Raw genomic sequence first — 12523 nt, 5'->3', positions numbered from 1 at the left:
GTATGTACAAATCAGATTGAAACATTTATGGATATGGACACTATTTTGACAGGTCGTCTCTTCTGTGAGGAATATGAAATAAAAAATTTGGCATATTTCTTTATCAATATAAAATGCTGGATTGAAAGCTTGAAAATGAACAAGCATGTAACCATACATGTGCAACTTTTTTCTGTTTCATGCATATGCTGATATAGAGCATTAGCCCATTTCAATCATGAAAGGGAAAGGAGTTCGTTATTTTTGAAAATACACATTGTGCAGCTTGGAGATACGTTGTGGAAATTGGCTGAGAAGTATAATGCTTCTTTTGAGGAATTAAAAAAGGTAAATTCACATTTGGCTGACCCGGAGAAACTAATGCCTGGAATGAAGATCAAAATACCCGGATCAAAAAAAGCGGTACAAAAAAGTACATCTAAAAAAGAAGAGACAGCACCACTATCTAAGGAAGAAAAGAAATCCAAGAAAGAACAAATGACGCCGGTTTCCAAAGAAGAGACAAAAACAACCAAGAAAGAACAAAAAAAACCGGTGCAAAAAGAAGAAAAGAAAAAAGAAGAGCATCCTTATAAGCATAAAACACCGACACCAATTGCTGTTTTAAAAGAGGATGATCAAAAAGAAAAGAAAAAGGAACAATTTGAAGCAGTGATGCCCAAAATGCCTCAAATGCCACAGGCGCCTGCTATGCCTATTTTAGAAAAGGAAATGAAAACAGAAAAGAAACCAGCTAAAATGCCAAAGCCGCCGAAGCCTAAAGAACATAAGCAAGAAAAAACAGCACCAGCTAAAGAGCAGCAGCCAGCAAGTAAGACCGAACCGCAAACACAAGCGCCAGAACAGCAACAGCCTGTATTTGACTTTGATTCTTACCAGCAGCCGGCAGCGATGCCTTGTGAACCTATGCCGTTTTTACCGCAGATGATGCCAGTATTTTATATACCTTGTCCGCCAATGCATCCGCCGGTACATCCGTATCACCCGTATCCTGTTCATCCGGGAATGCAGCATGGATTTTCAATGATGCCGCCGACGGGAGACTGCGGCTGTGGAGGACAGCAACCACTACCGCCGATGCAAGGGAACTTTACCCCAATCCCGGCTGGTTTTAATGAATCACAGTTTGAAGCAGCTCCTCAGCAGTTTCAAGAAATGATGCCTTATCAGCAGCCGTCTGTAAATGAAGCAAGTCAGCAAACGCCGATGCCTGAGTCTTATCAGTCAGTAACGAACCGAGCATTGCATTCTAAACAACAGTCCGATAATGATAAACCGTTGTCTTCTAATAAAGCTAATCATCTGCCAACATCAGCATCATTTTTGGAGCAGCCACCGGAACAGAGTCCGAAATTCTCTGAAAATCGACACTATTTTCAGCCTCATCAGACGCCGTTATCTAATTCACATGGAAATACATTCTATCCAAAGCCGCCATTTTTTCCGGAACAGCCTGACGATAAACATGATTCCAGCTCGTAAAAGTTTTGATAAAAAAGGTGTAAAAAATCCTTCCTTATCCATACTAAAGTATAAGGGAGGATTTTTATTATGTTTAAAATACAATATATAGTTTATGCAGTGTTCACCATGATAATATTAACAGGCTGTTCAGATACCGATACAGCTACAGAAAAAAATGCAGGCAATGACCAATCTGTTCAGCCAATTCATTATGAGGAAAACAGAAACCGAACAACCTCGGAGAATGATGCTGAAAAGCAAACAAAGGCCCCGTCATTAGAGAATTTTGACCGGGAAGAATCAGCTGCATTTCAAAAATTGGTCAGCGAGCATGTTGATGCAGAAGATGTTCGGATTGTTACAGGAAGAGATCGAGTGGTTGTTGCTGTTCAAATGAAGAAAGGGACAGATCAGCGTGATTTTGAAGAAATAAGTGAGGAAATCGAACAAATTCTGGATACAGATAAACAGCTTTTTATCTATAATGATGTGGCAAAGTGGGAGCAAGTTAAAGATTTTTATGCACGTGATGAAGCAAACCAAATGGGAGAAGATATGGAACGTATGTTTGAAAATCTGTTCGAGTAGCTAAGGAAAAAAGACGGTTTTCCTTTTCTGATGGGACTTTTTTTGATATAGTAAAAAAAGAGTTTCGAGAGAGGAGTATGTCTAATGGCTGGACATTCCAAATGGAAAAATATACAGAAGAGAAAAAATGCACAGGATGCAAAAAAAGGTAAAATTTTTATGAGGCATGCGAAGGATATCTATCTTGCTGCGAAAAGCGGCGGCGGAGATATGGATACCAATGCTGCTTTAAGAACAGCTGTGGATAAAGCAAAGGCTGATAATATGCCTAATGATAATATAGAGCGAAATATAAAAAAAGCAACCGGCACGCTGGATGGCGCCACCTATGAGGAAATTACCTATGAAGGCTACGGCCCCGGCGGTGTTGCGGTTATTGTAAATGTGTTAACAGATAATAAAAACCGTACTGCGGCTGAAATCAGACACGCTTTTAAGAAAAATGGCGGAAATCTTGGTGAAAATGGAAGTGTATCTTTTATGTTTGATCGTAAAGGCTACATTGTCGTTGAAAATGAAGATGATACTATCGATGAAGATACGATGACTTTAGATGCACTGGAAGCCGGTGCAGAAGATGTCAGTATAGAGGATGGAGCTTATGAAATCTATACGAGCCCCGAGGATTACCAGGATGTTGTCTCTTATTTGGAGGAGCAGTCTTATAAGTTAGCTGATGCAGAAGTCACTTTCATTCCGCAAAATTATAATTCTTTATCTCCGGAAGATGAAGAGAAGATGATGAAGTTAGTGGATGCATTAGAAGAAAGTGAAGATGTTCAAGATGTTCATCATAATCTGGAGTCGAATGAATAAACTTCTATTTAGGATAAATAGAAGTTTATTCATTGATTCTGTTTAAAGAGGATGTTCAAAAAGTCCATAAAAAATGACACGGCGGGGAAAAGATTTTTTGCTATGAACACCTACGTTCTGGCACATTATTAGACGACCTGTTCTTATTTATTGGTCTTTATGAACACGCACTTAAAATAAAGGGAGCTCAATATGATTGCATATATAAAAGGAAAGCTTACGACGATAAAAGATAATGCTGTCATTGTGGATGTACATGGGATTGGGTATGAGCTGATTTGCCCCAATCCCTACGTATTTGAACCGGAAATGAATCAGCAAGTCCAAATACATACGCATCATCATGTCAGAGAAGATGCACAAATTTTATTCGGCTTTCGGAATACAGATGAGAAATATTTATTTACGAAGCTTATTTCAGTGTCAGGCATCGGTCCTAAGGGAGCTTTGGCGATTTTAGCCGGCGTGAATATTCAAGGCTTTATTGCGGCGGTTGAAAATGAAGATGAAAAATTTTTAACAACCTTTCCAGGGGTCGGAAAAAAAACAGCGCGCCAGATTATTTTAGACTTAAAAGGAAAGCTGGTTCATGATTTTGCAATAGAAAATACAGAGGAACAGACTTCCGGAGAAGCAGCAGGCACTAGCGGGCGTGAAATTGTGTCTGAAGCATTGGATGCCTTAAAATCATTAGGCTTTACCACAAGTGAGCTGAAAAAAATCACACCGCAGCTGAAATCAGATAAGACGCTCACGAATACAGACGAGGTTATTCGCAAAGCATTTAGTCTGTTAGCAAAATAATAGAAAGGAGTGTTCCTTTTGGATGAACGTATGATTGACGGAAACCTGCATGATGAGGATGTGTCGATAGAGCAAAGTTTAAGGCCGTTACAGCTAGAGGACTACATTGGTCAGCCAAAGGTAAAAGAAAATTTAAGTATTTTTATCCAAGCAGCTAAAATGCGTGAAGAGCCGCTGGATCATGTATTGCTGTTCGGGCCGCCGGGGTTAGGTAAAACGACACTGGCTTCTATTATTGCTAATGAGATGGGTGTGCAATTCAGGTCTACTTCTGGCCCGGCAATAGAGAGAGCCGGAGATTTAGCAGCAATTCTATCTTCTTTGGAGCCTGGAGATGTATTATTTATTGATGAAGTGCATCGTCTCCCGAGATCTGTGGAAGAAGTGCTTTATCCTGCTATGGAAGACTTCTTTATTGATATTGTAATTGGGAGCGGGCCAAGTGCGCGCAGTGTCCGGATTGATTTGCCGCCTTTTACACTGGTAGGAGCAACAACACGATCTGGGCTCTTGAGTGCGCCGCTGCGTGACCGGTTTGGTGTACTCAGCCGTCTGGAATACTATGATGTGGCGGATTTACGTCAAATTGTTATGCGTACAGCCGATATATTCCATATGACGATTTCAGAAGATGCGGCTATAGAGATTGCCCGCAGATCGAGGGGAACGCCGCGTATTGCAAACCGTTTATTAAAAAGAGTACGTGATATTTCACAGGTAAAAGGAGAAACAGAAATTAGCTTTGAAACGACCAGACAGGCTTTAAAAATGCTGCAGGTGGATGACGCCGGTTTGGATCATATTGATCATAAATTGTTAACGGAGATTATAGAAGGCTTTAATGGCGGGCCAGTCGGGCTGGATACCATTGCGGCAACGATTGGTGAAGAATCGCAGACGATTGAAGAAGTATATGAGCCGTATCTGCTTCAATTAGGTTTTATCCAGCGTACACCCAGAGGGAGAAAAGTAACACCCAAAGCCTATGAACATTTTGGAATACCAATGATAAACGGGGAAGAGTAATGGGTAAATTATTTATTATTGCTGGAATCGTGCTAATTATCATCGGCTTGATTTGGACCTTTATCGGGAGGCTGCCGGGTGATTTTACGTTTCAAAAAGGAAATATGACCTTTCATTTTCCGTTAATGACTTCTATTCTTGTTAGTGTCATATTAACGCTGATTTTATTTATTATCAGCAGATTTAGATAGGTTTTAATGATAAGAGGAAAGTAAGGGATGGACATGAATATTGAAGATTTTGATTTTGATCTGCCTGAAGAATTAATTGCGCAGACACCGCTGAAGGATCGGACTGCATCCAGGCTTTGTGTGCTGGATAAACAGACAGGCCGAATACAGCATCAGCATTTTTCAGATATAATAGATTACCTTCAAACTGGAGATTGCCTTGTTTTGAATGATACAAAGGTGTTGCCTGCCCGCCTGTATGGTGTAAAAGAAGATACAGGTGCGAAGCTGGAGGTTCTTTTACTGCATCAGGAAGAAGGCGACAGTTGGGAAGTGTTAGTAAAGCCGGCGAAAAAAGTAAAAAAAGGGACAGTCATTGATTTTGGAGATGGGCTGTTAAAGGCTGTTTGCACAGGCACGAAAGAACATGGCGGACGTACAGTCGAATTTTCTTACCAGGGTATTTTTTATGAAATATTAGATGAACTTGGAGAAATGCCATTGCCGCCATATATTAAGGAGCAGCTTTCTGAAAAAGACCGTTATCAGACGGTTTACGCAAAAGAAAAAGGATCTGCTGCTGCTCCGACTGCCGGTCTTCATTTTACCGATGCATTATTACAGCAGATAAGGGAAAAAGGCGTCCAGATTATTTTTATTACGCTTCATGTTGGTTTGGGGACATTTCGGCCGGTAAGTGTTGATTCTGTTGAAGAGCATACGATGCATAGTGAATTTTACCGTATGTCCGAAGAAGCGGCTGACACTTTGAATCAAGCCAAAGTAGAGGGCAGAAGGATTATTTCAGTAGGAACCACCTCCACTCGGACACTGGAAACAATTGCCCGGGATTATGATGGTTCCTTTGCAGAAACGAGCGGCTGGACAGATATTTTTATTTATCCGCCATATCAATATCAGGCGATTGATGGATTAATTACAAATTTCCACCTTCCCAAATCAACACTTATTATGCTTGTAAGTGCTCTGGCCGGGAAAGATGAGGTGCTTCATGCATATCATGAGGCTGTAAAAGAACGTTATCGTTTCTTTAGTTTTGGAGATGCGATGCTAATTATCTAGCCTAACGAGGTATAAATACGTTATGATATGTTTAGGCTGAAGAAAAGGGAAGATAAATGATGACACCGATAACGTATGAATTAATAAAGACAGATAAACAGACAGGGGCAAGACTTGGCCGTGTCCATACACCGCATGGCTCGTTTGATACGCCTACTTTTATGCCGGTGGGGACACTGGCAACAGTAAAAACAATGAGTCCGGAAGAATTGCATTCGATGCAGGCAAATATTATCTTATCGAATACCTATCATTTATGGCTGCGCCCCGGAGAAGATATTATTGAAGAGGCTGGCGGCCTGCATAAGTTTATGAACTGGGATAAAGCCATTTTAACAGATTCAGGCGGTTTTCAAGTGTTCAGCTTAAGCGATATGCGTCAAATCGAAGAGAAAGGTGTACACTTCCGAAATCATTTAAATGGAGAGAAGCTGTTTCTTTCACCTGAAAAAGCAATGCATATTCAAAATGCATTGGGATCAGATATTATGATGGCATTTGATGAGTGTCCTCCGTATCCGGCGACCTATGATTATATGAAGTCATCTGTTGAACGGACCTCCCGATGGGCAGAGCGCTGCCTGGAGGCGCATAAGCGTCCGGATACCCAAGGTCTTTTTGGTATCGTTCAGGGCGGTGAATATGAAGAATTACGAAAACTAAGCGCTCAAGATTTAGTTTCTCTTGATTTTCCCGGCTATGCAATTGGCGGATTATCTGTTGGGGAGCCAAAAGATGTGATGAATCATGTCTTGGAATTTACTACACCTCTATTGCCGTCGAATAAGCCAAGATATTTAATGGGAGTCGGTTCCCCGGATGCACTGATCGATGGGGCGATTCGTGGCGTAGATATGTTTGATTGTGTTCTGCCGACCCGGATTGCCAGAAATGGAACGTGCATGACTTCAAACGGCCGATTAGTAGTTCGGAATGCGAAATATGCACGTGATTTTTCACCGATAGATGAGCATTGCGACTGTCATGTTTGTAAGAATTATACAAGAGCTTACATCCGACATTTAATAAAATGCAATGAAACATTCGGATTCCGACTTACGACTTATCATAACCTGCATTTTCTGTTAAAATTAATGGAGCAAGTCCGAACTGCTATAAAAGATGATCGACTTGGTGATTTCAAAGAGGAATTCTTTGAACAATATGGATTGAATCAAGAGAATCCAAAGAACTTTTAGGAAGGAGTTGGAACATATGGAAATGGTTACACCTATTTTATGGATCGTACTTATGTTTGCTATTTTTTATTTCTTACTTATTCGTCCGCAGCAAAAGCGTCAGAAGCAAGTAAGAGAAATGCAAGATAGCCTGCAAAAAGGTAATGAAATCATAACAATCGGTGGATTACATGCGAAAATCCATGCGATTGACGAAGGCACCATTGTGTTAATTACTGAAGAAGGTACAAAATTAACATATGACCGTTCAGCAATCAGAGAAGTAAAACAAAACGCATAATCAATGAAAAAAGCTAATGAGTAACATTCATTAGCTTTTTTTTATGGATTACTATCGTTTACGAATCAATTTTCTTCAGCCGGACTTGAAAAGTTAACCCCGATAATCCCGCCTAATATGGCTGCAATCAGATAAAACCCGTGATACATTGCTTGTGTCCATGTAAAACCCTGCTGGTAGCCGAGAAATTGCACCAGAAAAACAAATCCGGTAAATCCTAAACCAACCAGTACTCCTAAAAGCCAACCCTTTGCTTTTCCTTTTAAACCAGTAATTATTCCGCAGGTGAATAAAATAACCAGACCAATGACAAAGGTTGCCCATGATAAAGTTGATTCTGTCATGTCCACGAATTTTAATAACAAGCCCAATGCAAAGCTCGTGAGAAAAAGTAAAACGAATAATATAATCCAACCGTAGAGTAAGGATGTCCATTGAATTTTTACCATTGATTCATCTCCTCTGAGTTTGTCCCTTAATTAAATTTATGCCCGGACATTTTATTTAGAAGAAATATTTATAGGAGAATGACAGATAAATTCTCTAAATTTATTTCTTTTTAGAGAAAAACGGCAGCTGTCTTAATTCTTCTTTTCGAATAAATCGTAATAGAATCAGCAATATCATATAAATTAGAGCAATAATGATGAGCAGCAGGATAAACGAGATTAAAGTTGTATCGGCTGTGTAAAATTGGTTTTTTATATAAAACGTCAGCAGGAAAGTAGTTCCGCATAAAATAATCATGCGGATAATCTCCTTCCAGGCAGGAAAATAATTTATTTCCTTTTTTAATACCATAATATGGAGAAAAGTAACGAGAACAACATTTGCGCAGATAGCGATTGCTGCTCCTTGGATTCCTAAATTGGAACTGGTTGCCAGCAGTATCATCGCTCCGAATTTTAAAATGACTCCAATCAATGAGTTCCACATTGCCGGCCGGGCTAAATCAAGTGCTTGCAGTGCTGCCTGCAATGGGGCTTGAATATATAAAAATAAGAAAAAAGGTGCCATAATAATCAACAACGGGGCAGCGGAATCCGAACGATACATAAGATTTAGCAGATCAGCAGCGAATAAAGTCATTACAATGGTGGCTAATGCCCCTGAAGCAAAGGAAATTCGGATGGATTGGTGAATACGGCTATGAATCAGTTCCTTTTGGTTCTTGGCAGCAGCTTCCGAAATAGAAGGAACAAGTGCTATTGACAGGGAGCTTGTTATAAAAGTCGGTAAAAATAATAAAGGCATGGTATAGCCCATTAATTCTCCGTATTGTTTCGTTGCAACAGCTGTAGTTACTCCAGCCAGCGCAAGAGATTGGACAATAATGATTGGGTCGAGAAAATTAGAAATCGAACCAATCATTCTGTTCCCCAGGGTAGGCATAGAAATAGATAATAGTTCTTTTGCGGTTTCTTTTCCGGATAAAACTGTTTCTGTAAAGTGTTTGCGTATTTTCAGCTTTCTTTTTTGACGAAATTTTCGAATCATGTATAAGAGAGAAGCGAATTCACCAATAATAATACTGAACATAGCGCCTGCCGCTGCATATTCCACCCCGTAAGGTAAAAGGATATATATGAATATACCGACGAAGGCAATCCGTACAACTTGTTCAAGAACTTGTGCGATACTTTGCGGCTTCATATTCTGTTTTCCCTGGAAATATCCCCTTAATACTGCGGAGACAGCAGCTATAGGGATAATCGGGCTAATCACCACTAGAGGAAGCAGTACACGTTTGTCCGTGAATAAGGTATCCGATAAAATGGGTGCTGCGAGAATCAAGATGACAGTAAACAGGATACTTGCACTTAAAGTTATCGCAAGGGAGACGGCAACGATTTGTTTTATTTTTTTCGAATCATTTTGAGCATCTGCTTCGGCTACACGCTTGGAAATAGCCACAGGAAGACCGAATTGCGTCAGCGTCATTACCAGAAATAAGGTAGGCAAAGCCATCATATAGAGACCGACACCTTCTTCACCCATAAAGCGTGCGACGACCATACGGTTAATGAAGCCCATAAAACGGGTCAGCATCCCGGCGATAATTAGAATCAATGCTCCTTGGATAAAGGATTGTTTTGTCATTTGTGTTGCCCCGCCTTCTCAAAAAAATAAATTTGATATACAATGATATATATGCTGTATAATGGACAAACCATGACAGTTGAATAAAAAAGTCGTACAATAAGAAAGTACTTCATGGTGATTAACAAGGATGCTTAAGAAGAAATGGTGGGATGAAATGGACAGCCGACATGTAGACACATGGAAAGAAATGATTTATCCGGCACTGAAAAGCAAACAAGAAGAATTAGAAATGCTAGGTTATGAACAAGCGACTCCAGAGGGCGTGTGGAAGTGTCTTTGTGTAAAAATCTGGAACGGAGAACCGGAAAAAAGGTTACATGAAATCGTTCAAGATATTTTTCATTTGAAATCATCTGTTTATTTAAGCTATTTAACGATTCAATCCTATGAAAATGATGATTTAGCCGCTTCAATCGAAGCACTTATAGGCAATTCACCAGATAACGGGTAAATAATACTCGTTTGAACACGTATGAAATGGTTGATATATGAAGGAGGAAGTGCAAACGATGAAAAAAAGAGGCAGAATCGTTGCCTTTTTTCTTGTCATCGCAATTTTGGCAGGAGTAATTGGAACAACGTTTAGTAATCTGGCAAGCAATGTGAACCTTGGCTTGGATCTGCAGGGAGGCTTTGAGGTTTTATATGAAGTAGAGCCTGTTGAAGATGGTCAGGAGATTTCAAGTAGTTTACTGGAAGGGACGGTCCAGACGCTGAATGACCGGGTGAACCGACTGGGAATAAGTGAAGCGGTTATCGATATAGAAGGAGATGACCGGATTCGAGTGCAGCTTGCAGGTGTTGACAACCAAGCTGAAGCAAGAGAATTGCTGTCTACATCCGCACAATTGTCTTTCAGGGATGTTGATGATGAAGAATACCTTGATGGATCTGATATTGTAGAAGGAAGCGCCAGTCAGGATTATAATCCGAATACCAATGCGCCGATTGTTACCTTGCAATTACAAGATGCATCTAAGTTCGGTGAAGTAACCGAAGAAATTAGCCAAATGACAGATAACCGTTTAGTAATCTGGATGGATTATCAGGAAGGTGAGGATTCTTTTTCAGAAGAGGTGACGAAAGAAGATCCTAAATTTGTCTCTGCGCCGGCAGTAAGCGAGCCCATTCATTCTCGTGATGTCATGATTGAAGGAGACTTTACGGTAGAGTCGGCTCAGCAAATGGCAGATATCATTAATTCTGGTTCACTGGATGTACATATGAATGAAATTTTCTCTACATCTGTAGGTGCACAATTCGGCGAACAGGCATTAAATGAGACAGTTATTGCAGGACTGATTGGGATTGCTTTAATCGTTCTTTATCTCTGTGTAGTTTATCGCTTCAGCGGGATTATTGCTTCCATTAATTTGGCTGTATATGTATTCTTAGTTGTATTGATTTTTGAATTACTGAATGGCGTATTGACATTGCCGGGAATAGCAGCCCTGATTCTGGGAGTAGGAATGGCAGTTGATGCGAACGTTATTACGTTTGAACGTATTAAAGAAGAGCTGCGTGCCGGCAAGTCGGTGAAAGCTGCCTTTCAATCTGGAAATAAAAGCTCTTTTGTAACGATTTTAGACGCTAACATAACAACCTTAATTGCAGCTGCTGTGTTATTTATATTTGGGACAAGTTCTGTTAAAGGCTTTGCAACGATGCTGATTATCAGTATTTTAGTCAGCTTTATCACTGCAGTATTTGGCACAAGGGGACTTCTGGCTTTATGGGTCCAAAGCGGCTTCTTGAAAAAAAGAAAGACATGGCTTGGTGTCAATAAGAATCAAATCAAAGATATTGCAGAGGGCGAAGAAGCAGAGCCGACCGTTTTAGGAAAACAGGTTAACTTTACAAATCATCGCAGGAAGTTCTTTGCTGTAAGCTTAATACTTGTAATTATTGGAGCTCTCGTTATTGGCATCTTTCGAATTAATCCGGGTGTTGATTTTACAAGCGGCTCGCGAATAGAAGTAGTAGCTGACCAAAGCTTGACAGAAGAAGAAATAGAATCGGAATTTGCAACGCTTGGTTATGAAGTCAGCTCCGTGAATTTATCAGGTGAAAATAACGATATCGGAGTTGTCCGGTTTGACACGGTTCTTGACGAAGGGGAAGTGGATACCGTACAGCAGCACTTCCTGGAAATCTATGATCATGAGCCTAGTGTGAGTGTTGTATCACCAATTGTCGGTCAGGAGCTTGTGAAAAATGCAATCTATGCAGTTGCTATCGCATCCATATTTATTGTTGCGTACATTGCCATACGTTTTGAATTCTTCTTTGGGGTTACAGCAATTATTGCCCTCTTGCATGATGTCCTGTTTATGCTGATGGCTTTCAGTATCACGCAAATTGAATTTGATGTCACCATTGTAGCGGCAATTCTGACGATTATCGGTTATTCCTTGAATAATACGCTCGTTATTTTTGACCGAATCAGGGAAAACATTCGTCAGGAGAAAAGAGTCAAATCCTTTAAGAAGCTTGCAGAAATTGTGAATAAGAGTATTGTTCAATCATTTATCCGAACAATGAATACATCGATCACTACTATTATTGCTGTTGTTGCGTTCCTAGTACTTGGAGCTGCGTCTATATGGGCTTTTGCTTTCGCTCTCTTAATTGGATTGATTGCCGGAACTTACTCTTCTCTATTCCTTGCTTCCCATATCTGGTTAGTATGGAGAGGCAGAAAAGTGAAGGATAAGCCGGTAGACTTTAGAAAGAAAGAACGAGTGGAAGGACCGCAAGTATAAATACCTTAGAGTGCGTATTCAAAAAGCCCGAAGTACGGACACTCACTATGTCATGTGTATTGGGTTTTTTGAATATCCTCTTTAAATAAAATGGATAAGAGCGATGAAAAAGAGAGCTTTCAACATGGTAATATGGTAATGTATTCGAATACGTCTGATCACGGACCTTGCCGGGTACAGTATCATTTGCAATATGGAAGCTCTCTTTTTTCATTAATATGCTTAAAA

Annotated in this window: 13 protein-coding genes; 11 read left to right on the top strand and 2 right to left on the bottom strand. The window is 40.1% G+C overall.

The features are described 5' to 3' along the window. Positions 1–243 precede the first annotated feature (243 nt). The 9 genes from safA to yajC all read left to right on the top strand — a co-directional run bounded on the left by safA (position 244) and on the right by yajC (position 7430). Positions 244–1482, top strand: a complete 1239-nt coding sequence (gene safA / locus BN997_RS22350) for a SafA/ExsA family spore coat assembly protein (protein WP_052485079.1) — start codon at positions 244–246, stop codon at positions 1480–1482. 69 nt (positions 1483–1551) lie between these two features. After that, a complete protein-coding gene (locus BN997_RS18250; protein ID WP_042534371.1) occupies positions 1552–2052 on the top strand; it encodes a YhcN/YlaJ family sporulation lipoprotein in 501 nt (166 codons plus the stop codon). A gap of 84 nt (positions 2053–2136) precedes the next feature. Next, complete coding sequence (locus BN997_RS18245; RefSeq protein ID WP_042534369.1) at positions 2137–2868, top strand: YebC/PmpR family DNA-binding transcriptional regulator; 732 nt, start codon at positions 2137–2139, stop codon at positions 2866–2868. Between the two features lie 192 nt (positions 2869–3060). Then, entirely contained in the window at positions 3061–3672 is a 612-nt protein-coding gene (ruvA, locus tag BN997_RS18240; protein ID WP_042534367.1) for a Holliday junction branch migration protein RuvA, read from the top strand. A gap of 18 nt (positions 3673–3690) precedes the next feature. Then, on the top strand, positions 3691–4698 hold the full coding sequence (gene ruvB, locus BN997_RS18235) for a Holliday junction branch migration DNA helicase RuvB (RefSeq protein WP_042534365.1): 1008 nt from the start codon (positions 3691–3693) through the stop codon (positions 4696–4698). Further along, complete coding sequence (locus BN997_RS18230) at positions 4698–4889, top strand: DUF2905 domain-containing protein (RefSeq protein WP_042534363.1); 192 nt, start codon at positions 4698–4700, stop codon at positions 4887–4889. The genes ruvB and BN997_RS18230 overlap by 1 nt, the downstream gene beginning before the upstream one ends. Before the next feature lie 33 nt (positions 4890–4922). Next, positions 4923–5951 (top strand): tRNA preQ1(34) S-adenosylmethionine ribosyltransferase-isomerase QueA, encoded by a 1029-nt coding sequence (gene queA / locus BN997_RS18225; protein WP_084613046.1) that lies wholly within the window; start codon positions 4923–4925, stop codon positions 5949–5951. 59 nt (positions 5952–6010) lie between these two features. After that, positions 6011–7150 (top strand): tRNA guanosine(34) transglycosylase Tgt, encoded by a 1140-nt coding sequence (gene tgt / locus BN997_RS18220; protein ID WP_042534359.1) that lies wholly within the window; start codon positions 6011–6013, stop codon positions 7148–7150. A 16-nt stretch (positions 7151–7166) separates the two neighbouring features. Continuing rightward, positions 7167–7430 (top strand): preprotein translocase subunit YajC, encoded by a 264-nt coding sequence (gene yajC / locus BN997_RS18215; RefSeq protein WP_042534357.1) that lies wholly within the window; start codon positions 7167–7169, stop codon positions 7428–7430. Positions 7431–7495: 65 nt separating this feature from the next. On the opposite strand, the gene BN997_RS18210 is transcribed toward yajC, so the two are convergent. Further along, positions 7496–7879 carry a TIGR04086 family membrane protein gene (locus BN997_RS18210; RefSeq protein WP_042534355.1) on the bottom strand — a complete coding sequence of 128 codons (384 nt, stop codon included), beginning with the start codon at positions 7877–7879 and terminating at the stop codon, positions 7496–7498. Between the two features lie 100 nt (positions 7880–7979). After that, on the bottom strand, positions 7980–9530 hold the full coding sequence (gene spoVB / locus BN997_RS18205; RefSeq protein WP_042534353.1) for a stage V sporulation protein B: 1551 nt from the start codon (positions 9528–9530) through the stop codon (positions 7980–7982). A gap of 130 nt (positions 9531–9660) precedes the next feature. On the opposite strand from spoVB, the gene BN997_RS18200 reads away from it, so the two are divergent. Further along, the gene (locus BN997_RS18200) at positions 9661–9984 is read left to right on the top strand and encodes a post-transcriptional regulator (RefSeq protein ID WP_226894692.1); all 324 of its coding nucleotides are present in this window, start codon (positions 9661–9663) and stop codon (positions 9982–9984) included. A gap of 58 nt (positions 9985–10042) precedes the next feature. Next, positions 10043–12295, top strand: a complete 2253-nt coding sequence (gene secDF / locus BN997_RS18195; RefSeq protein WP_042534351.1) for a protein translocase subunit SecDF — start codon at positions 10043–10045, stop codon at positions 12293–12295. Positions 12296–12523: the final 228 nt, after the last annotated feature.

The organism is Oceanobacillus oncorhynchi (assembly GCF_000821065.1).
GTDB lineage: Bacteria > Bacillota > Bacilli > Bacillales > Amphibacillaceae > Oceanobacillus > Oceanobacillus oncorhynchi.
The sequence above is the reverse complement of the archived record's forward strand: the minus strand, read 5'-3'. Positions and strand labels throughout refer to the sequence as shown.